The sequence below is a fragment of the Enterococcus sp. DIV0574 genome, assembly GCF_051711125.1.
GTDB lineage: Bacteria > Bacillota > Bacilli > Lactobacillales > Enterococcaceae > Enterococcus_D > Enterococcus_D gallinarum.
This window is the reverse complement of sequence record NZ_JBIOMA010000001.1, coordinates 111,147-132,688: the sequence shown is the minus strand read 5'-3', so window position 1 is coordinate 132,688 and position 21,542 is coordinate 111,147. Positions and strand designations below refer to the sequence as shown.

Genomic DNA, 21,542 nt, shown 5'->3' with positions numbered 1-21,542 from the left:
GATTGCTCTCTCTTTTCTTGTCTTTCATGCGTTTGACATATTTTCATAAAATTGCTTTTCTAATTATAATTTTTATCTTCATCTAATTGCTCTCTTCAATTTTTTTCTTTATTCTGAAAAGCGTACTACGACTGAAACCTGTTATAGCTTCAACCTCTTTGTATGATTTACCTGAAATAAGTAGTTCATATGCATGACGTTTCTTTGGAGTGATTGTAGCTTTCGGACGTCCTTCTTTAAAGTTTGGATTATTTTTTCTTGCAAACATTTTCCCTTCTTGCGTGCGCTCTACGATCATGTCACGTTCCATTTCAGCAACACTCAACAAGGTACGAACGATCATTCTCCCCATCGATGTATTTTCAATCGTCCCTAAATTCAAAACCTTGATTGTAACGTTATCATCGAGCAACGGCTCAATGATTTCTAAAGCTTCCCGTGTGTTACGGGCGAACCGATCAAGTTTAGTGACGACAATTTCGTCTCCAGACTTCAGACCGGCCAACAGCTGATTAAACTTTGGCCGATCCCGTTTCGTCCCTGTAAATCTTTCTGAAAAGATATTTTTCTTATCTACACCGTTCTCAATCAACTGTTGAATTTGTTCTTTCGTACTTTGAGAAGCAGTTGAAACACGTGCATAGCCATATTTTGTCATTTGATCCACCTGCTCTTACAAGTCATCTATTGTATACTCAGAATAGCCTTCATAAAAATAGCTGACATCGATTCCTTTCATATATAACTCGCGATCATCAATTTTATCAGTCAGAGCATTAGAAATTAAATAGCGTATTTCTAAGTCATTTATTGGACTGCGCTCCATTGCGGAAAGATAGTCTGCTTTATCTATTAAGTTCCAGTCGACAACTTTTTGCAACTCTTCTTTCAAAATGAGATCCAGCCAAATTCTAGTGCTTCGTCCATTTCCTTCACGAAAGGGGTGAGCGATATTCATTTCCACATATTTTTTTATAATCTCGTCAAAAGAAGTTTGCGGCATCTGATCAATATGCTTTAACGAATGTTCCAGGTACATGACCGGTGCAAATCGAAAATTTCCTTTTGCAATATTGACCGTTCGAATTTTTCCTGCAAAATCGTAAATTTCTGAAAAGAGAAAATCATGAATTTCAGATAAGCCTTTAAACGTGCCAACTTCGATTCCATTTATTTTCCCCGAATCGTATAATTCCTTTGCTTTTTGCTTGCTGAGTTTTTCTTCAGCCTTGGCCAACTCAACTTGATTGGTCAAACCCAATTTATTCTCTAAAATCATGTAAAATCCCCTTAACTTTATGACATAAGTTTATGAAACACTCTCAAGCCTATTATATCGCGAATTTAATCATGTGTCAAAAACTATTAAGTTTCTGCCCACATCCAATATTTTCTAATACTCGTAAATCCAAATTTTAATTGAACAATGATTTAGTTGCGAGTTTATGAACACAAAAATAGAGTAATACATATCAATTATGGTATCTAAAAAAGAGTGTCCAGAAATTAGTCATTTTCTGAACACTCTTTTTAACAATTTCATCCTACATATTCTGTTGTTCAAGTTTTAATTTTGCTCAACATATCTGACCGACCAGAATAGTTTATATATTTCTTTAAGATCACCTCATCACCGTTTGTCTCACCAGTTAACGTAAATCCAAATTTTTATTCTAGGTTAATTTATTTTTTTCTATGGGCTTTAATCATTTTTATAAGCAACGTCAGTAATATGTCCACTATCCTAACCAAAACTATTGCTACTAGCAAGTATAAAAAGAAAGTCCAAACGGTGAAATATTTTAGTTCCGAAGGTGATAAACGGGCAGAATACACTAGAAAAAACAACCCACTAACTGCTACAAGCGGAAGGAGAATATGATCTTTAAATTTATTTTTATTCATTTTACTTAATACCATCCATGATTTATTTTCGTCTATTATATATCACTCTGAGACTTATCTAAATACATTTATGTAATTACAGCGACACTATCAATTATAGCTGATACTTTAAGTTTTTTTGTCCATAAAATCTTAATATTTTTTCAAGAAACAAGGAGGTAATTTATATGTATACTGAAATCGATCCTTTTGGTCAACAAATTATTGGGAGGTAATTTTATGGATAGCTTGGAGTGATAAGCGATATGATTGCAAATATAGGTTTTCCAATTGTTTTGTCAATATTTCTAATAACTAAATTAGAAAAAACTATGCTTAGTCTGCAATCATCGATCGAAGAATTGTTGAAGATTATAAAAGAAAGAAACAAAGATTAGCTTCTGCTAGTCTTTGTTTCTTAGTATGTTATGGGAGGCAATAATTAATATGTATGAACATATAATTGGAAACACCTTGTATAGAATTAGAAAAGGTAAAAAACTTACCGTGAAGTATTTAACCGATGATTTGATATCTCCTCAGCACTATTACAAAGTTGAAAGTGGGCAAGCATTTATAAGTAGCAATTTCCTTTTTGAAATTTTAGACAGAATGAATGTTTCTTATAAAGAATTTTCTATCCTGATCAACTCTGATATAACTTGTAAAAAAAAATGTTTCATCTTAAAATAATAAAACCAAAAAAGGGCGACAGTAAAGATTTTTTCTATACTCATTACCTAGAAAAGAAAAATGAAAACTTTAGCAATATAGAATCTATTAAGAAATACCTGTTTGAAAAGAACGAATTTTTTCATTATGAATTTGCTTTATTCAATAATTACTTGCGTTTCTTCGATTATCATTTTGTAAGCAATATGATTGCTATTACACAAAAATATATTAATTCTATTCAACATATCCCCGAGTACGACATAGAAATAATTTCGTTTTATACTAACATGTCATACTTTTTCTTGGAAATAAAATCATATGTTTTAGCAAAAAAATATACCGGATTTCTGTCTACCTTAGTTAATAAAAGGATACAAGACATTTCAGTTTCACAATTATATAAATTTAAAATTTTAGAAGCTATTACAACAGGAAAACCGGTACAACCAATTATTGAAACTACAAAGCAGCTTGGACTAGATTGTATGGAAAAAGAAATCCTGGAGTTCTTAGAGAAATCAATGTAACTTTGGTCATAAACCTCAATCCTGAAAGAATTTATCAATTATAGTTTACAAAAAATATAATGTCCTTCTATCTCCTCCATAATAAGCATATCAAATAAATATTGATCAATACAAAATTTGATATTAAATTTAAAGGAGAGAACAAAAATGGCATTTCGTTCAGAATCATGGACTACCTATCAATTAACAACAGCAAATTTAGAGAGCATGCGAACTTTTCAACAAGCATTTCTTGATCGTATGTTACAACCAAAAAGCTCGTATCAAACAACCCTTGACTTCTTTACATCAAATACACTTTCTATGTTAGCAGACGCAGGTGTAAAGAAAATTTTCTTTCTAGCAGGAATAACAACGAGCGCTCCTTACGTCACGCTCGCAAACCTTTGCGTTTCAATGATCGACATTATTGACGAAGGGGCAGCAAATGATGAAAAAAATGCGTTAACCGCAGGACGTAAAGCAATCGAACAAGTAGAAAGTTTTATGAAATCAAATAAAGATTACCAATTAGTTGAAGTAACTTTTCGACGTCGTATCTATACTGATCCTAGTAATGGTATTCAAATTGGTATGATTCTGGGTAATCCAAGTAATATCAGTGCGGCATATGAAATCAAACGTGTTCGTTTAACAAATGGTACTTGGATTGAAAAATAACGTAATTAAATCAGCAACATACAATGATTGTAAATCATTTTAAATAAAATAAGTGAAAAAAATACGTGGGTAAAGTAGTTTAATGTATCTCCCCCCTAATAGTTAGATTTTTGATTTAACTTTTTAGGGGGGAACACTACATAATCCTATGTGTTTTTGTTTGCATATTTAGCACTTTTATTAATAAGAAAAAACGAATCTTTGTTAGACTAAATTCTTTTTAATTCATTATAAATAATTAGCAAACAACGTTAATATTGTACGCCCTATCCATGGACCAATCTTCCCTTCCATACAATGAATTAAAACGTAGAATTGGTAAGATTTCATTTAAACAGTTAATAGATACTTTAAAAGAAATTGAACAAGATAAGCTGATTATTCGAAAAGAGTTTCCACAAGTATCTCCAAAAGTAGAGTATAGTTTATCTATCTTAGGACAATCACTCAAACCAGTTTTAGATTCCATCTGTTATTGAGGGAAGAACAGCTAAATACTAAAACTACTGAAGAATATTGATAAAATTCGCTATGTAACATTTAAAATATCATCATATAACAGGTCAGAAATTTTTAAGTTTCTGACCCCTTTAAAGAATTGTCAAAAGAAATAGAGAAAATAAAAGACACAGATTAATGTGTCTTTTTTTAAGAAAGATATTCTTTAATGCTTCTTGTCATTCTTCTTTTTTATTTGATCTTTCATCCAATTGCCTTCAACAACTGTTCCCCATGCTGCAAAACCAATCGAAATAAGCGCAATTAAAATTACTATGATATCTTTCATGATTTTCCCTACTTTCTTTATCGACCGTAACAAACGGCACTAGCTGAAACAGTCTTGTAGCTCCATTTACCTTTTAGTGTAATATGCTGCTTCGTTTTCATCTTGTAGGAAGTTTTGTTGTTAACACTTCCATATTTAGCAATCACAGCTTTTCTTTGAGCTTGACCAACAACAAAATAAGGGGACATAGCGCTTCCTTTAACCCAAAAATAACTAGTAACCCAATAACCTACTTCGCCATCCCATACTTTTTGGCCTTCGGCCCACTTCGTTCCCGCAGCTGCCCGTAAAAATGGATTCTCGTTTCGCATATAAAAGGAATCAATTTCTGAGATTACTTGATCAATGTTTTCCATATTTTCAAAATCATCTGGAATGCCAGCATCTGTATCGTATAAATTTTCTTCTTCAACAACATTTTGACTTTCTGCAGCTACTGCCACAGAAGTAGAAAATACTAAAAAAGTCCCTGCAGTAACAATTGACAATAAGTATTTACTTAGATTTGTTTTCATTGACTCGTCATTCCTGATATAATAATAGTGTTTTAATACATTATTATTATATCATAATTGTATAAATAAGATTCTTACATTATTGTAACTCTAAGTCTTTAAAAAATCTTTCATAATGATCGCCGAATATGTTGTAATTCTCACTATCTTCATCCTTTCAGTTATTTTTTCTAATAGTTGACTTATTTGCTAAAATATTTTTGCATTTGCTCTCCAATCCAACGCCCCATGTTCACAGGTACTGCATTCCCAATTTGTCTATATGCGTGATTTTCTGGACACTAACCCACAATATAGAAAGGGGTTTCAAAAAAAAGGGAAAGTACTGTAGAATTAATTAAAAGAAGAACACGGAGGATAACTATATGGGCAGACCAACTTTTTTTGTTAAATAATTTCATATTATTTAATAAGGAGAAAAAATTTATGAGCTTAATAACATTAAAACCTTCAATAGCCGTTGAAAAAAATGCTCTCAATTGCATCTTTGAAGAGGCAAAGCCACATTTCAACAATGTGGAAGGTCGTGATCCCATACCCCCTCTAGAAAATATCGAAAGCATAATCCCTGAACTTTCGAATGACGATTGTCATTGTTTGAGTATTTTTTATTTAAATACGATAATTGGGTATTTATGGGTATTTGAAGACTATCCATCAAGTATGTATATTCTTCATTTCTATATAAGTAAGAGATATAGAAACTGTGGATTTGGTAAACTTGCTATAAGAGAATTGGAGAATCTTTATGCTGAAAAACAACTAAAAAAAGCAGAGCTTGTTGTATCGACCAATAACTACGTAGGTTTAAAATTTTGGAAATCCACGGGTTTCGATAAGATAATAAACATCTATAACGTAAATCAAATAGAAACAAATTCTGTTGAAATTGAACTTCAAAAAAAAACTTACAAATGAAACTGAAGACTGGATTCATTTACTTCTAGTGAATGAAAAGAATTCTTTCTTAGGAAATAATGTAGTTGTTACCAGTGAACAGGTACATTCAAATTTAGTTTTATCAATCCCAGAGGCAATTCAATCCGCTTTTATGACTGAATATGCAGAACCTTATTTCATTTGTTTGAATAATGAAGTCATTGGCTACGCTGCGCTTGTGTTTGATCAATCGATTCCCAATGATGAAGATCGATATTGGCTATGGCAATTTACCATTGATAAGTCGTATCAAAATAAGGGATACGGAACAAAAGCATTGGAAATCATTGTTGAACAGTTTAGAAGCAAATCCGTTCCAGTCATTACTTTATCGACAAAATCAGATAACGACAATGCATTACGCTTATATAAGAAATTTGGATTTACTTTAACTGGTGAAACAAACGGTGATGAGGTTATTTTAAAGAAATATATTAACTAGAAAAAAGGATCAATCCTCGTTTATTGGGATTGATCTTTTTGCAAATAAAGCGAAAAATATTTTTATCACTACACGAAATTACATAGATTTTTTGCCATCTAAAAAATAAAATTATTGCCATTTAAAAAGAAAAATGACAGGAAAAACAGACTAGCAAGGTATACTCTGATGTCCTAATAAGAATTTGTAATACGCCGGAACTAAATTTTAATCAGATTAAAACACTGACTTGAACAATTTAATTACAACTTGGTTGGCACACTCATTAGGTACTACCAAGATTTGGCTGCAAGTAATTAGTAAATTAAAAACCTCTTGAACATGCAAGAGGCTTTTTGCTATTTATTCATTTTTATAATATCCATGTTACACTCATTCAAAAGATCTAGAATCTACCATAATACGGAAATGAAATAATAAGATAGGACAATCAATATGAACAGCAGTAACATTAAACCTACATACAACCAATTTTTTTTGGAATAGTTGGGTTCTTTATCTGTCCTTTTTCCTGCAACCCATTTCCATAGATCAAAGTTATTCATATTCTCAGACTCCTTCTCAGATTCCAGTTGAATAATGTCCGATATACTGAGCTCCGCCGACATAGCTTACACGTTCTAAATGACCAATGTACATATGAGTTGAGTATACAGCTGAAGGATATTGTCCAGGAGGAAATAATATACTGAACTTAAAAACCTGAACACGAGCTTGGATACCACCTTGCTCCCCAAATTCTATGATTTTTGGCTCGGTTATTTCTCTATCGCTACTACTAACAATGACATTTTCCGAAGCGCTAACCGATTGACCCAAAGTGTTAAATGAAGTAATTCCAAAAAGGACCATTACAAAGCAAGAAATCCATTTACCTTTTCTACTCATATTTACTCAACTCCCAATACAGTATTTTTACACTGTCATCATAACATGAAAGCGCTATAATTTCAAAATTAAACTAAAAATTGTAAAATAATTTATAAGTTAAATCTACTATTCTCTTTTGAGATAATAATTTAAAATCCAAAAGAGAAATAGCTAAATTAAAAAGAGCCAGTTAAAGAATTTGTGGATATAAATAAAAATAAGACACCCAAACAGTCTGAGTCTCTTATTTTTATTTCTTGATAAAATATTTTATGAAAGCCAAGCTACTTTACTATTTAATTAGACCCAATCATACTATCTTTCTTGCTTACCTTCTTTAGTATCACTTGACTAGTATCACCACTATTCTTGTCTGATAAAAACATCGTATATGTATCTGATCCATCCAAATTTTCCCCCATGTCGAGTTTGATATGCTTGTCATCTACAAGCAGGTATTTCTTATTTGAATTATCAATATCGTTATATTCCCCCTTGTGAGTTGAGATTTCTCCATCATTCAGTAGTGTTACTTCATCATCTTTTACTGATAGGCTATAATTATTTCCAAAATCGTCTTCTCCTTCATAATACCCAGTGAAACCACTTGGTCTAAAAAAGAAAAAAGCTGCTAAAACTACTGTTAAAACACCTGCTAATGCTACTATCAATTTTATATATTTTTTTTCCATAAAAAATTACACCTTTTCAAATGTTTGAGATAATTAAAAAATTTGAGAAAACACACTATTTTTCAAAGTTATTTAAGAATAACAATGGCCCTTTAGTTTTTTATAAATGTACTTCCAAAACTAATAAAACTTCAGTCTCATATCGATCGCATTTTTCGCAAGCTTGTAACCCACCTCATCAACTCCAGAAAATATTTCCAAAGGAGAAATGTAGTATTTCTTCCCATCCTCAAACTCATAGAAATCCATGTTGGTAAATAAGTTATAAGCTAGAGCAATCAATCGTTGCTCCCCACCCGAAAGTGTTCCAGAAAACCACACTTCACTATTAATCAATCTTTGATCAAAATTGATTAGTGAGTGACGTTTGTTAAAAAGCTTTTCATTGCCTGTAACAATAAAGGAAAGGCTCGTCCAATATGGATCCCGAAGATCCTCAAACCCTAATTCTTCCATCATGTAACTAAATTTTGCCATATGATCCTTGTTTAAAATTAATTCTTTCACTATATATCCTCCTCAAACGTTTCTTATTTTAATCATATGATTTCCTCCAAGTAAATATCCACCCGTGAAGACGATGTGATACTTACAATTCCATCTCGTATGTGCTAAACTTTTATCGTCGTTAGACGTAAAAAAACTCCTTTCGATCTGATATGCGGTTGGTAGCCATTATTAGTATATCGAAAGGTTTTTTTTATCGCTAAAGCTATTTCGTCCACGCGTAGAAACGCGCGGTTTTTTTGTTTCGTACGCTACGCGAAAGAAACTGACTAAAGTCAATAAATAAAAAAGTCGCAAACCCAATGTTTGCGACTTTGCCCGGCTGAAAACAGCATGTCGTTGTTTTTTCTATATACATACTTGCTTTTGCTACCGTCAGCAAGCTGGTGGTAGACTTGATCAAGCAGATTGGGTAATGGCCTGCCAACTTTCTAATAACTCGCTCAGCAGTTCCGCAACAGTTTGGGCAGGAGCCACTTCTTTTTTGATATTGGCTTCAATCAGCTGCTGATACATGTATTCATACAACGTTGCAAGACCTTCAGCAATCTCACCGCCTTGTTTTTCGTCTAACGACGTACGCAGCTCCAACAAAATATTTTGTGTTTTTATAAAGTATTCATGGGCTTTTGCTAGTTCTTGTTTTTCAATCGCTAACTGGGCCAACTTGATATTCTTGATTGCTGCCTGCAAAAGCATTTCGATCAATTTGTTAGGAGACGCGCTCATCACTTGATTCTTTAAATAATTTGATTGCATTTGCTGATAATTCATTTTCTTTCCCTCACTAATAGTCGAATTCGACAAATCCAGCAACATCTTCCTGCTGCAGATAGGTTTTTACCAAATTATTTTGTCGATTCAAACGTCCCAGTTCTTGTTTGATCAGTGTTTGTTGTGCTTGCACTTGTGTAAGAAATGTTTGATACGCAGCCACGATCTTTTCAACTAGGGCTTGTGTCTGTTTTGTGCGATTCGGACTATCTGTCAGAGTTGCTAAAAGCTCAGCATTGGTTGCCAGCAGTACTTCTGCTTGCTCCACTTCACCGTTCCAATCCGTCAACCCTTGTAAAATCCGTGTTAATCGTTCGTCCAGTGTAGGCAGGCTATTTTCCATTCCACTCTTCCTCTCTTACTCTGATTGTCCAGAATTATTTAGATGAGAATTGACTAGCTAAGTATTCTAACTGGCTCTCAGCTTGCATCATTGCTTCATCAAGTTTGGTAAACATCGTGATATACCGATCTCTTTTCATCTCTAAAATCTTGTCAAAACGTGTGATTTGCTTGTTCAGATCTTTGATGGTGGAATCATAGGTGGCTGATTTTGTAGCGATGACCCCTTTATTGGTAGAAGTATTAACAACATAACTATTGACTAACTCCTTGATCGCTAATGTATAGCCAGATTCTGTCGTTGATGTGGTCCCGTCGCTGTCTTTGCTTTTGGTCTTTTCATAAAAGAAATCTTTGATCGCTGAAGGATCTTCTTCTAAAGCTTTCTTAAATTTCTCACTATCAAAGCCTAAAGTGCCGTTATTGTCGATTGTCGAAATTCCCAGATCATTCGGTTTTAGATCTGAACCTTTGACAGAAGGGATCGTGATCAAATTACGTAATTGGGTTTGAAGCCGAGTCAGCGCAGTATCCCCAGCCAACGCACCCGTCTTGTTGTTTTCACTGCTAGGATCACCAACAGATAGATTTTCACCAATAAAGCTCATTAAGCTGTTGTATTGATCAACTAATCCTTGTACCGCATCTACCAATTTGGAAGTGTCGTTGGTCAAAGATACTTTTACGGATTCGTCGCTGACCTTGGATAGCGTCAGTGTTGCACCATCGATTACGTCGCTGACCGTGTTGCTGTCACGAGTGATCTCCATACCGTCTAACTCAAAAATAGCTGATTGCCCTTGCGTCGTTTTCGCAGTGGAACCGATCCCTAGACTTTCTGCAACATCACCAGAGATAGTAAAATTTTTGTCCCCCATTTTAGTATTGGTCAATACTAACTGGTTATCGATAATATTGGCACTCACAGAGGAATTTTTGCTTTGTTTATTGATTTTATCTGCAATGTCTTTTAGTGAGTCTTCACTAGTGATCTCAATGTCTACCGTGATAGGATTGCCGTCTTTATCTACTTCGGAACTTGTCAAAGAAAGCGTGCCTTCGACATTCAATGCAGCTTTGCTATTATCAGTAACTTTCGTTCCTGTTACTTTAGTAGCAGTAGCTAACTGCTTTACCTTTAGATCGTAGGAACCTTCCAATGCTTCGGCTGTTCCTGAGATAGACGCTATCCCACTGTTTGACGACGCTGCTTTCTTCGTTTGAAATGCCTCGTCTTTTTGCAGGGCATCGATTTTGTTCAAAAAGTTGGTCAAACGAGTGCTGATGTCGCTCCAGGCAGTCTTTTGCGAGTTGATGGTTTTGATTTGATTCTGGGCGCGGGTTTTATTAATGGCATCTGCTGCCAATAAACTTTCGATATCTTCTGCAGTGATCCCCGAATAACTCCCTAATGTCGTACTGATTCCTGAAGCACTTGTAATACTTGCCATTTCCTCATCCCTTTCTAGTGCGCAACCTTTCAAAGACTTCAGAGATCTATTCTCTAAAGTCTTCAATTACGCTGATCATCTGTTGCACCATAGTGGCGGGCTTTCCAACAAGTTGTTCACTTTTCCTGATTTGGACGATATTCTTCAAAAGCTGTGGTGCAGACAACAGCGACCATCCAGTCAACTAGCGTTTCACACTGGACCAGCTCTGTGAATTTGCTTGTTTGGTGCCTCTTGATTATGTGAGCGGTCATCCAGCGACCGATGTTCTTAGTGGTGCTATGTAAAGCCAAGGACCTTGCTTCCCCGTCTGGTCCTTGGCTGTGATTTCCCCAAAATTATTGAAGTAAGCTCAATACGCTGTTTGGCATTGAATTTGCTTGTGCCAACATAGAAGTTGCTGCTTGAGAAAGGATGTTGCTCTTAGTAAAGCTCATCATTTCTTGCGCCATGTCAACGTCACGGATACGTGAGTTTGCTTCAGAAAGGTTTTCTTGCGTTGTACCCAAGTTGTTGATTGTGTGTTCTAGACGGTTTTGAGCCGCACCTAGGTCCGCACGTTGTGCAGAAACAGTTTTGATGGCTTCATCGATTTTGCTGACTGTGCTGTTTTTAGAAGCTTCTTCAACTTCTGTCTTAGCCGTTGCGATAGCTGTTTGGCCATTAGTAGAAGCTTTAAAAGTTTCTAAAGCTGCATCATATGTTTTTTGTGCTGCTGCTTTTGCAGTATCATCAGCCGCATTTTCAATTGCATCTTTAAGTTCTGCAGCTGTTTTACCAGCTGATGCATCAATTTTACCGTCAGCATCATACTTATCTGAATTAGCTGCATCTAAAAAGGCCGTTTCAACTTTTTTAGCAATTTCAGATTCAGCATCTTTTGCTTCCTCAAGTTTTAAAGCGTCTACGCCTAATGCCTTGGCACCCATATCACCGATTTTTACGCTCATTGTTTGGTTCGCATTGGCACCGATTTGGAAGATGAAAGAAGCTTTTTCACCACTTTCTCCACCTTTTAATAAGCTCTTAGTATTGAATTCTGTTGTTGTGCTGATACGATCGATTTCGTCAGACAAAGCAGAAAACTCTTTTGAGATTGCTTCGCGGTCATCTGTACTCAAAGTTCCGTTTGAACTTTGAACTGCTAAGTCACGCATACGGCCTAAGATGCTGTGGGTTTCATTTAGCGCACCTTCAGCTGTTTGGATCAATGAGATACCATCTTGTGCATTGCTTTTCGCTTGAGACAATCCACCGATTTGGCCTTTCATTTTTTCAGAGATTGCTAGTCCAGCAGCATCGTCGCCGGCTTTGTTGATACGCATACCTGAAGATAGTTTTGATAAAGAGTTGCTTTTAGAAGCATTTGCTGCTGTTAAACGAGAGTAAGTGTTTAACGCAGACACGTTTGTATTGATTCTCATTTGATTATTCCTCCTAATTTTTCGCTAAGGTTTCCCTCTGTTTATATGTATCGGAAGAAAAAACCGTTAGTTAAGATAGGGAAATAAAAAAAATCAAAAAAAATTTATGCTCCGTATAAACAGCTGCTCTTGAACAAGAGAAACCCACGTTCATTCTTGGTAAACGATAGGATCTAAGAAATCATCTTCTATTGCTCCAGCTATCGTGGGAGTGATTCTTATCCAATCTGGCAATAAAACTGCTATAGTCAACCATCAAGAAAACATCTTAAACAAAAAACTCTACTTAGCTATTCGTAAATTGCAGCGGAGCATAGCCGCCTGCAACTTCCTTTTCTAAGTAGAGTCCATAGAGTTTGTTGTTCCTCTCTTGCATCTTGCGGTGACATCTATAAACGATTATCTAACGTAATCAAGGATCGTCAACTGCATGATTTTTGTTCCCATCGCCAATGTACTTTGGTAAGCAGTCATTTGATTAGAAAACTCCATATACTTTTCCACAAAATCAATATCTTGTTTGTTGGAAAGCGTCTCTGTCAAATTCAGTTTCTCTGTTTCATTACGATCTGAGGCAGCTTCTAGCCGATTGTACAAAGCGCCGATCTGAGAACGCACATTCACAAAATGATTGGCATACTCATCATGGGCTTCCAGCAGTTTGCCCCCCAAAGCTTCTTTGTCATCAGTACGCAATGCAGACAATAAATCATTGAAATACGTACTTAAATTTTCCGGATCTGACTCTGTTCCGGTTTCCTTCATTAGACGACTGCCGTCGGATAGTAAATCGACAGAAACACCATTCGCGATTTCTCGCGGCAAATCTTTGCTAGTCCCATTGTATTTGATCCCAACGATTTCGCCATCTTCTTTTACGATTTCAAATGGCGGGGTCGTCGTACTGGTACCGCCAAAGATATATCGGCCATCGTAATTGGTATTTAGCGCTTCTACGATCCCTTCGATTTCTTCTTCAATCTCTGCTTTATTGGCCTTTAACTCATCATCACCATTCGTACCATTGGCAGAAGATTGGATCAACGAACGGATTCGCAGCATCGATTTGCTGACATTGTCTAATGTTGAATCTTGAACTTTTGACCAAGAAATACTGTCTTTGATCGTACTGCCAAATGTTGCGTTCTGATTGATAGATCCAGTTAGATTCATGATTTTAGAGATCAGCAATGGGTTCTCTGATGATTTGCTGACTTCTTTCAGACTAGATAACTGGTTAAGTGTCTTGTGAACATTCGAGGCGTTAGTGCCTAAATTACGAATAAAATCACTATAAGTAATATTATTTGAAATACGCATTTATCTATACTCCTGTCCGATTGATCAAGGTATCCAGCATCTCCGAAACCACAGAAATGATTCGTGCATTTGCCTGGAAGCCTTGTTGAAACCTTATCACGTCAGACATTTCTTCATTGATCGAAACCCCTGAAACGGATTGATTTCTATATTCTAATTGATTTAGCAGTGATAGCTGAGCGCTAGCAGTATTATCTGCTTGCTGTTTTGAGATCCCGTTCTTCGTGACGATACTATTGAAGTAACTGTCACACGTCATACCTGAACCATCTGTTTTGAAGGTAAGTGTGTCGGGATCAAAAGAAGCCATCGTTTCATCTGACAGTGGAAAATCCAATTTTGCATTGCGAAGCTTCGCAATCGCTGCTGCTCTTGAACCATCTCCAGATTCACCTGTTTTACCGGCTTGCAATAAGCTAGGATTATCAATGATACTTTGAGAGACTTTGATCGTACCGGCAGTATCTTCTCCGAATTCAAAGAGACCGGAAGTACTGGATTTTCCATCTGTAAAGATCATATTGACTGCTTTGGCAATCGTTGTGGCAAAATTGTTCAATTCGCTTAAGCGACTGTCAATCTCAGTGACCGAAACTTGCAGACCCCCGATCGATCCTTCTTTGATCGGCAACTCCTCGTAGTTTGTTTGACCGTCTTCTGTTGGCTTATTGATCAAAATCGTCCCTGGAGGGTAATCCCCACTGATTGTCTCCCGTGGATTCAAGCTGTTACCGTCTTTGGAAACGATGGTTCCTTGCTCGTTTTTACCCATCACTACACTGATCGTATTGCGTTCGTCTGCATTTAGGATCGTTTGGCCGCCAATCGCTACATAGCCTCGGCCATATTGATCAAATGTCGTTTCGATCGGTGCCAAGCTTGAAATATCTTTGAGTAGATTGTCCCGCAGATCCAGTAAGTCATTGGAGGTTTGTCCGTCAGTTGCTAAGGCATAGATCTGTTCATTCAATGATTCTAGCTGTTTGATTTTTTCATTGAAATCCAATGCAGATTTTTCGATGTCATCTACCGTGTCACCTTGCAATTTTTTCATTTGCGAAGACATTTGATTGATAATGTCAGCCAGGGTACTGCTGTTTTCGAGGACTAGACTTTTGGCCGTTTCTAATTCGGGATTGTTGGCTAGCGCAGTCCAAGAGTCAAACATCGTAGACAGCTGTTTCGATAAACCATTATCTGAAGGCTCATTTAAGATACCTTCCAATTGACCAAGGATATCTGCTTTTTGTTCATAGTATGTATATTTGGAATTGGCATTTCGTACTTGCCCAATCACAAAATCATCAACAACGCGCTGCACACTGCTAACCTTGACCCCTGTACCGATCGTACCTGCTCCTGGTAGATAGTAAGGTTGCTGAGTCTGTAGATTGACACGTTGCCGTGAATACCCGTCTGTATTCGTATTGGCGATATTATGGCTGCTCGTTTGTAGTGCTACTTGGTTTGCGCTCATACCGCCAGTAGCGGTCCCAAGTGATCCGAATAATCCTGTCATAAAAGTTCTCCTTAAATTTTTTGGTCAATGATCGCTGTCTGAACAGTGGCCTTTTCCGTATATTTCGAATACGTATTTGCTGCCGGCTGGATGTTGTCTTTAACGGCATCCATCAATGTTTTTTGGTAGCTGAGGGCTTGTTCAGTCAATAAGAGATTTTCTTGCTGTTGTCTTTGGATTTGTTGGATCAATTCACGACATTTGTCTGTCAGATTGCCTTCATAAGATTCGATGACTGGGACAAATCCTTCTTTTTTCTCTACCAGCTCGATCAGTTTTTCACCTTGGCCCTTGATCAAATACTCTTTCTCTTTGACCAAAAGTCGAAAAAAACGTTGTAATTGTCGTTCAAATTCACGTTCTGTCATCTAATCCGCCTTCTTTACATCGTTAGCAAGCATTTTAGTGGCAATTGCTTCTGCTGATACTTGATAAGTGCCATCTTTGATGGATTGTTTTAATGCAGCGACACGATCAGCACGGCTCGCTTCGTTACCGCCACTGTTTTTGATCGTTTGCGCTGTTTTTGACAATTGGACGTCAACCTTTTTTTCGGCAGCGGTTTGCTCTGCTTTGGTTGGCTTGATTGTTTCTCGTTGGATGGCTTTGTCGCTATACTCTGCATAACCTCTTGCGATTTTCATGAGAGTTCCTCCATTCTCGGTGCTTCTTCTATTTTATACTATCGGATAAAAAGAAAAAAAGTTAAACCTTTTTGTTTAACTTTTTCTAAGAAGATTCACTTAACTCAAGTTATGAATCCGTTGCTTTTGGGACAAGATATTGGTGATCCGGACACCAAAGTTCTCATTGATGACGACAACTTCTCCTTTAGCGATCAATTTCCCGTTCAACAATATTTCTAACGGTTCATCTGTCAGTTTGTCCAATTCGATGACCGATCCAGCATTGAAAGATAAAATTTCTTTGACTGTTTTTTTGCTGCGTCCCAAAACAACACTTAGATCCAATGGCACGTCTAAAATCAAATCCAGATTATCGCCATCTGTGGTTGATGTTGCATTTAATGGCTGGAATGCTGGTTGACTGACTTCCACTTGCGGTTGGTTAACCGCAGGTTCTGGTTTTGCTTCTACAGCGGGCTGCGGTTTTGCCGGTGTTTCCCGTTCCACAACTGTTGCTTGATCTGCTAACATCGCGGCTACGATATCATTGACGACTGGATCGCCAAAAACTTGCATGATCTCACTCTCGATCGCACCTTCCACACTTAGTGAGAATGAAATACAGTAAATTTCTTCTTCCTTAACTGCCTCGTATTCCAGAGCTTCTGATTCGCTCCATAGTTTGACGATCGGTGGTAAAATATCCACTTTGCGATTGATCATCGTTGCCATCGAGGTAGATGCGGTACCGATCATTTGGTTCATTGCTTCGGCAACAGCACTTAGCTCTAGTTCTGTGAATTGAGTACTTGTTGTTTCACCTGTGCCTCCCATCATCAAATCTGCAATGATGATTGCATCTTTGACTTCCAAGAGCATCAAATTGCTGCCGACAAGTCCTTCTTTAAACTCAACAATCGTGGCCACTTTCGGTGCCACTAGATCATCTAAAATCGTTTGAAGTTTGACTCTGACAACTCTAGGCGTTGTAATGCTGACACGGCGATTCAAGATCGACGATAAGGTCGTTGCCGCTTGGGACATCGAAATATTCCCGACTTCTCCGATAATATCAACTTTTACTTGTTCATCTACATTTTGCTGAGAGGTATCGTGATTCATCAATGCATCGATCTCTGATTGGCTAAAACTTTCGCTCATTCTTCTTGCTCCTCTTCTAACTTGTCTAATAATTCAATGGCTAGCTTATCTCCCTGCTTGCCAGGTTTCGCGCGATAAAACGGTTTTCCATCAACAAAGGTCTCTAATGGTTCCGTGATCTTTTTATCTAATTTGATGACATCCCCGACTTCTAAATGAATGAAGTCTGACAAACTCATCTGGGCATATCCTAACAAAGCTTCCAGATTTAACGCGACTCCATTCAAACTTTTTTGCAGCTCGCGGCTATCCTCAGAACTGGCTGGTTGATTGCTGTCGAACCAATTACGAAAACTTAGTTTATCAATGATTCCTTCAAAGAAGACATAAGGAATACATAAGTTGATAAAACTCTTGGTTTCGAAAATTTTCAATGTGAAGGTCACCAACACAACAGGTTCATTGGGTGACATATTTTGCAGCAACTGCGGATTAGTATCCAACCCATCCAAGACTGAATCTAACTTGACGATATCTTGCCAGACACTTTCATAGACCCGTACGAATAGTTTGACTACTTCTTCCAGAATGGCTGTTTCAATATCCGTGAAATTCGTCTTGTCTTCTAAATCAATCTCTGATTGTTTGCTTTGATACGCATCCAATCCTCCACATAATAGTTCCACCATCAACATGCACAGTTGAGGGTTCATCTCGATGAATTGAATCCCATTTAGCGGTTGAGAACGAAAGAGTCCTAACAACGTAAACTTAGGGATCGAATGGATAAATTCATCGTAACTTACTTGTTCGATAGCAGCCAACTGCAAAGTTACGTTGGTACGCAATTGGGTAGACAGCATACTGCTGCTCATTTTAGAAAAGTCTTCAAAGATCATGTGCAGGGTATTGACGTACTCTTTGGATAACTTTGTTGGTCTGCGAAAGTCGTAGGCTTTTACTTTTGTCTGCTTGTCTTCTTCATTCATTACCTCTTTATCGATCTCTCCTGTGCTCATCGCATTCAGTAAGAGATCTATTTCTTGCTGCGTCAATACCTGATCCACACTAATCCCCCATTTTTCTTAAAAAATCAACTGATCAATTTTGATCACACTTGCTACTTTATCTGACAATGATACGACACCAATGGCATGACTGCTGCCTTCTTGATCACTCAATTGCAGATCTGACTCTTGTAATTCCAGCACTTCGATGACTTCTTCGACTAAAACGCCCTTGCGATCATCGCCTTGCTTCATGATCAAAACATTCCGATCCTCTGCAGAACTTGATACTGCGATCAATTTCGAGAGCCGAATCACTGTCAAAACGGTCCCTCGCAAGTTGATCAAGCCTTCGACCCATTCAGGCGCTAATGGGACTTTAGTGATTTCTGGTGCATCGATAACTTCCTCAACCGATTCAGCAGAAATCAGATAATGTTGCTGCGCCATTTTAAAAAGAATCATTTGCATCTCAACACATCCTCTGAAGTCTAAGCAAAAGCTTTATCAATAGACGCGATCACTCGATCGGTATCAAATGGTTTCACGATGAAATCCATTGCTCCTGCTCGAATAGCATCCATAACCATACCTTGTTGACCCATGGCACTACACATGATCACTTTCGCTGATGGATCAGACGAACGAATCATTTTCAACGCTTCTAAGCCATCTACTTCTGGCATTGTAATATCCATTGTTACTAGATCGGGTGCAGTGGCTTGGTATTTCTCATAAGCTTCTTTCCCATTTTGTGCTTCTCCGACTACTTCATAGCCGTTTTTTTCAAGAATATCTTTTAATTTCATGCGCATAAACACCGCATCATCGACGATTAATACTTTTTTTGACATAATTGTTACTCCCTTCAAATACCTAATGTACCAAATATTTCTTCTAGAACACCCTCTTCTGGAATAAAGAACAGCGAGGCGTCTAGTGTTTCTTGTTCATAAGAAAACTCATTGCGAATGACCAAAACGTGATCATCAAACTGATTTAATGCTAGATAAAGGCTACTAATTGCAGCACCAAAGAAATCATAACGAGCCATCGGTAGCGACGCCGCTAATTCAGCAGACAATAGTTGGCTGATCGCATTTAGAAACGAATTAAAAATGATATTCGTCAGCTCACTAATGATCGACTGCTTCATTTCTTCAGTGGCATCTTCCATGACCAGATGGACCAGTCGATCGGCAGCAACATCTGAAAGTACAAAGAGAAACACGCCGCTGAATGTACCGCTGATTGAACTGATCACTGCATGGACCTCTTTGTCTTCTTCCATGATCTGTGTATAGAGAGTTTGATAATCCAAGACCGCTACTTCCGGTACACTCATTGAGATAGGTTGCGCGATCAGCTTAGAAATACTTGTGGCAGCATTTCCGCCTCCAATATTGATCAGTTCTTTTAATCCGTCTAATTGCAAGTCGGTGTATTTCATTGCCGCTCATCCTTTTTTTCTCCACAAATCGCATTGACATCTAAAATCAGTGCAATCGAGCCGTTTCCTAAAATCGTCGCCCCCTGATAGCGATCCAGCTGCTGGAGAAGCGGATCGATCTTTTTGATCACGATTTCTTGCTGACCAACTAACTCGTCTGCCAACAAGCCATAATATTGCTGTTCGCTGTTGACAATGATGGCGAATTTTTTTCCGACTGTGTTTCCCTCGATTCCTAAAAGCTGATCGGTCCGAATAATCGGAATCAAATCTTCCTGGAAACGATAAACTTCTTGAGAAACGGTCTGGATCACTTCTTCTTTAATGATCACTACACGTTCAACTAAATCAAGCGGAATCGCAAAGGTTTCGGTTCCTACACGCACCATTAGTGCTTGAATGATCGATAAGGTCAATGGTAGTTTGATCGTAAAGCGCGTCCCCTTATTGGGCCGACTCCATAATTCAATCGTGCCGCCTAAATTAGCGATCTTCGATTGTACCGCATCCATCCCTACACCTCGACCCGAGATATTCGTAACTTTTTCTGCTGTCGAAAATCCCGGATGGAAAATCAGTTGCTGGATCTCTTCATCAGATAAGCCTTCTGTGGCTAAGCCTTTTCTTTCCGCACTTGCTTTGATCACTTGTGGGTCTAATCCCTTGCCATCATCTTCTAGCGTGATGATGACTCGATTGCCTTCCTGGTATGCAGCTAACCGAATCGTTCCTTTACGGGATTTTCCTAATGCTTCCCGTTCTTCTGGACTTTCGATCCCATGATCGACAGAATTACGCAGGAGATGGACCAATGGCTCACTCAGTTCAGAAACAACCGTCTTATCCAACTCTGTTTCTTCTCCAATGATTACCAGATCCATTTCTTTTCCTAGTTCAGTCGATAAATCCCGCACCATTCGGGGAAAGCGGCTGAAAACGACATTGACCTGCTGCATACGAATCCGCAATACCAAGTCCTGCAATTCAGATGTCAGATGGGAGACTTGTTCCAGCGGATCTTTGATTGCTTCGATGTTTTCGCGATGGCTGACATCTTCCAGCTGGTTGCGATAGACGACTAATTCCGAAACTAGATCCAAAAAAGAATCGAGTCGCGATAGATCCACCCGGATCGATTGATTAGAAACAGACGCATGATGTGTCATTGTTTCTTTGGTTTTGGTTGTTGGTTCTTTCGTGGTGTCTGTTTTTAGAGTCTCATTTGTTTCTTGAGACGGATTTGCTTGAAAAGGCTCAACTCGAAACTCTTCGATCTCACTATTACTAGCAATATTCTTTTGGACTTCCGCCAACTCATTCTGAGTGAGATACACTAGCCTAAAATCAGAATCAAAATCACCTTCTTCCAATTGTTCCGCACTCGGTTCCGTATGCAGGATATCACCAGATTGTTCCAGTTTTTCCATGATCAAAAAGGCTCTAGGCCCCTTGAGCATGGAATCTTTTTCTAAGCGGACCGCAATGCTGAAGGCGTGGTAATCCCCGGCTACCGCTTGTTCGATCACAAAAAGATCCGAAGAATCTAATTGCTCAAATGCCAGCGATAACTGCGCAAGCGGTGTATCGGAGGTTGTTGTTTCCGAATGTTGTTGATCGGATTGATTTTGACTTTGCTGTTCTACTTGATCTAATTCCAGCAGCAAATCTGTGATTTGATTCGGCTGCAGTTCTTTTTCTTCCCGCAAGTCTTCCACCAATTCGGATAACCGATCCAAGCATTTAAAAATCAGCGAGATGGAATCACTCGTCACTGACAACGTTGCTGTTTTGAATAGCTCAAAAATATTTTCCATCTTGTGGGTCAACTGTGTCATCACATCGTACCCCATCGTCGCTGCCATCCCTTTCAGTGTATGAGCTGAGCGGAAAATATCATTTAAAAGTGCTGTGTCTTGCGGATTGCTTTCTAATGCCAATACATGGTCGTTCAGCTGTTGCAGATGGTCATCTGTCTCTTCGAAGAAAAGCGTACGGTATACGCTATTATCATCCAAATGAATCCCTCCTTT

27 protein-coding genes are annotated in these 21,542 nt (G+C 37.8%); 6 read left to right on the top strand and 21 right to left on the bottom strand.

Annotated features, from left to right (window positions below; translation table 11 throughout):
* Nucleotides 1-82: 82 nt before the first annotated feature.
* On the bottom strand, nt 83-658 hold the full coding sequence (locus IGJ45_RS00655) for a recombinase family protein (RefSeq protein ID WP_103300667.1): 576 nt from the start codon (nt 656-658) through the stop codon (nt 83-85).
* Between the two features lie 15 nt (nt 659-673).
* Entirely contained in the window at nt 674-1,279 is a 606-nt protein-coding gene (gene fic, locus IGJ45_RS00650; protein WP_103300668.1) for a protein adenylyltransferase Fic, read from the bottom strand.
* Nucleotides 1,280-2,150: 871 nt separating this feature from the next.
* Here fic and IGJ45_RS00645 point away from each other — a divergent pair.
* The 4 genes from IGJ45_RS00645 (at nt 2,151) to IGJ45_RS00630 (ending at nt 4,225) form a co-directional block, all read left to right on the top strand.
* Nucleotides 2,151-2,282 carry a YvrJ family protein gene (locus tag IGJ45_RS00645; RefSeq protein WP_103300670.1) on the top strand — a complete coding sequence of 44 codons (132 nt, stop codon included), beginning with the start codon at nt 2,151-2,153 and terminating at the stop codon, nt 2,280-2,282.
* Between the two features lie 276 nt (nt 2,283-2,558).
* Nucleotides 2,559-3,086 (top strand): hypothetical protein, encoded by a 528-nt coding sequence (locus IGJ45_RS00640; protein WP_103300672.1) that lies wholly within the window; start codon nt 2,559-2,561, stop codon nt 3,084-3,086.
* Nucleotides 3,087-3,233: 147 nt separating this feature from the next.
* Nucleotides 3,234-3,746: a hypothetical protein gene (locus IGJ45_RS00635; protein ID WP_311828347.1), complete on the top strand. Its 513-nt coding sequence runs from the start codon at nt 3,234-3,236 to the stop codon at nt 3,744-3,746.
* A gap of 257 nt (nt 3,747-4,003) precedes the next feature.
* The gene (locus tag IGJ45_RS00630) at nt 4,004-4,225 is read left to right on the top strand and encodes a winged helix-turn-helix transcriptional regulator (RefSeq protein ID WP_376715990.1); all 222 of its coding nucleotides are present in this window, start codon (nt 4,004-4,006) and stop codon (nt 4,223-4,225) included.
* 185 nt (nt 4,226-4,410) lie between these two features.
* Here IGJ45_RS00630 and IGJ45_RS00625 read toward each other — a convergent pair whose 3' ends face one another.
* Nucleotides 4,411-4,533: a hypothetical protein gene (locus IGJ45_RS00625; protein WP_311828348.1), complete on the bottom strand. Its 123-nt coding sequence runs from the start codon at nt 4,531-4,533 to the stop codon at nt 4,411-4,413.
* 17 nt (nt 4,534-4,550) lie between these two features.
* Nucleotides 4,551-5,048: a hypothetical protein gene (locus tag IGJ45_RS00620; protein ID WP_103300675.1), complete on the bottom strand. Its 498-nt coding sequence runs from the start codon at nt 5,046-5,048 to the stop codon at nt 4,551-4,553.
* Nucleotides 5,049-5,474: 426 nt separating this feature from the next.
* On the opposite strand from IGJ45_RS00620, the gene IGJ45_RS00615 reads away from it, so the two are divergent.
* Together IGJ45_RS00615 and IGJ45_RS00610 are read left to right on the top strand one after the other, a co-directional pair.
* The gene (locus IGJ45_RS00615; RefSeq protein ID WP_311828349.1) at nt 5,475-5,966 is read left to right on the top strand and encodes a GNAT family N-acetyltransferase; all 492 of its coding nucleotides are present in this window, start codon (nt 5,475-5,477) and stop codon (nt 5,964-5,966) included.
* Nucleotides 5,932-6,429 carry a GNAT family N-acetyltransferase gene (locus IGJ45_RS00610; RefSeq protein ID WP_349703958.1) on the top strand — a complete coding sequence of 166 codons (498 nt, stop codon included), beginning with the start codon at nt 5,932-5,934 and terminating at the stop codon, nt 6,427-6,429. The genes IGJ45_RS00615 and IGJ45_RS00610 overlap by 35 nt, the downstream gene beginning before the upstream one ends.
* A 561-nt stretch (nt 6,430-6,990) precedes the next feature.
* On the opposite strand, the gene IGJ45_RS00605 is transcribed toward IGJ45_RS00610, so the two are convergent.
* The 17 genes from IGJ45_RS00605 to IGJ45_RS00525 all read right to left on the bottom strand — a co-directional run bounded on the left by IGJ45_RS00605 (nt 6,991) and on the right by IGJ45_RS00525 (nt 21,527).
* Nucleotides 6,991-7,317 carry a hypothetical protein gene (locus IGJ45_RS00605; protein ID WP_103300677.1) on the bottom strand — a complete coding sequence of 109 codons (327 nt, stop codon included), beginning with the start codon at nt 7,315-7,317 and terminating at the stop codon, nt 6,991-6,993.
* A 278-nt stretch (nt 7,318-7,595) separates the two neighbouring features.
* Entirely contained in the window at nt 7,596-7,991 is a 396-nt protein-coding gene (locus IGJ45_RS00600) for a hypothetical protein (protein WP_113848977.1), read from the bottom strand.
* A gap of 120 nt (nt 7,992-8,111) precedes the next feature.
* A complete protein-coding gene (locus IGJ45_RS00595) occupies nt 8,112-8,498 on the bottom strand; it encodes a DUF6075 family protein (RefSeq protein ID WP_311828351.1) in 387 nt (128 codons plus the stop codon).
* Between the two features lie 399 nt (nt 8,499-8,897).
* Nucleotides 8,898-9,272 (bottom strand): flagellar export chaperone FliS, encoded by a 375-nt coding sequence (fliS, locus tag IGJ45_RS00590; protein WP_103300680.1) that lies wholly within the window; start codon nt 9,270-9,272, stop codon nt 8,898-8,900.
* Nucleotides 9,273-9,285: 13 nt separating this feature from the next.
* Nucleotides 9,286-9,615, bottom strand: coding sequence for a hypothetical protein (locus IGJ45_RS00585; RefSeq protein WP_156248249.1), 330 nt, complete (start codon nt 9,613-9,615; stop codon nt 9,286-9,288).
* A gap of 34 nt (nt 9,616-9,649) precedes the next feature.
* On the bottom strand, nt 9,650-11,065 hold the full coding sequence (gene fliD / locus IGJ45_RS00580; protein WP_081131819.1) for a flagellar filament capping protein FliD: 1,416 nt from the start codon (nt 11,063-11,065) through the stop codon (nt 9,650-9,652).
* A gap of 338 nt (nt 11,066-11,403) precedes the next feature.
* Entirely contained in the window at nt 11,404-12,489 is a 1,086-nt protein-coding gene (locus tag IGJ45_RS00575) for a flagellin (RefSeq protein ID WP_103300682.1), read from the bottom strand.
* 399 nt (nt 12,490-12,888) lie between these two features.
* The gene (flgL, locus tag IGJ45_RS00570) at nt 12,889-13,809 is read right to left on the bottom strand and encodes a flagellar hook-associated protein FlgL (RefSeq protein WP_103300683.1); all 921 of its coding nucleotides are present in this window, start codon (nt 13,807-13,809) and stop codon (nt 12,889-12,891) included.
* 4 nt (nt 13,810-13,813) lie between these two features.
* Nucleotides 13,814-15,328, bottom strand: coding sequence for a flagellar hook-associated protein FlgK (flgK, locus tag IGJ45_RS00565; protein ID WP_081131822.1), 1,515 nt, complete (start codon nt 15,326-15,328; stop codon nt 13,814-13,816).
* A gap of 11 nt (nt 15,329-15,339) precedes the next feature.
* Nucleotides 15,340-15,696, bottom strand: a complete 357-nt coding sequence (locus tag IGJ45_RS00560) for a hypothetical protein (RefSeq protein ID WP_081131823.1) — start codon at nt 15,694-15,696, stop codon at nt 15,340-15,342.
* Entirely contained in the window at nt 15,697-15,972 is a 276-nt protein-coding gene (gene flgM, locus IGJ45_RS00555) for a flagellar biosynthesis anti-sigma factor FlgM (protein WP_409531390.1), read from the bottom strand.
* Between the two features lie 99 nt (nt 15,973-16,071).
* Nucleotides 16,072-17,115, bottom strand: coding sequence for a flagellar motor switch phosphatase FliY (gene fliY, locus IGJ45_RS00550; protein WP_311828352.1), 1,044 nt, complete (start codon nt 17,113-17,115; stop codon nt 16,072-16,074).
* The gene (fliM, locus tag IGJ45_RS00545) at nt 17,112-18,122 is read right to left on the bottom strand and encodes a flagellar motor switch protein FliM (protein WP_311828353.1); all 1,011 of its coding nucleotides are present in this window, start codon (nt 18,120-18,122) and stop codon (nt 17,112-17,114) included. Before fliM ends, fliY begins: the two co-directional genes overlap by 4 nt.
* Nucleotides 18,123-18,140: 18 nt before the next feature.
* The gene (locus IGJ45_RS00540) at nt 18,141-18,533 is read right to left on the bottom strand and encodes a chemotaxis protein CheW (protein WP_081131826.1); all 393 of its coding nucleotides are present in this window, start codon (nt 18,531-18,533) and stop codon (nt 18,141-18,143) included.
* A 20-nt stretch (nt 18,534-18,553) separates the two neighbouring features.
* Nucleotides 18,554-18,916: a response regulator gene (locus tag IGJ45_RS00535; RefSeq protein WP_060813667.1), complete on the bottom strand. Its 363-nt coding sequence runs from the start codon at nt 18,914-18,916 to the stop codon at nt 18,554-18,556.
* A gap of 14 nt (nt 18,917-18,930) precedes the next feature.
* Entirely contained in the window at nt 18,931-19,512 is a 582-nt protein-coding gene (locus tag IGJ45_RS00530) for a chemotaxis protein CheC (protein WP_103300684.1), read from the bottom strand.
* Complete coding sequence (locus IGJ45_RS00525; protein ID WP_438768648.1) at nt 19,509-21,527, bottom strand: chemotaxis protein CheA; 2,019 nt, start codon at nt 21,525-21,527, stop codon at nt 19,509-19,511. The genes IGJ45_RS00530 and IGJ45_RS00525 overlap by 4 nt, the downstream gene beginning before the upstream one ends.
* Nucleotides 21,528-21,542 lie beyond the last annotated feature (15 nt).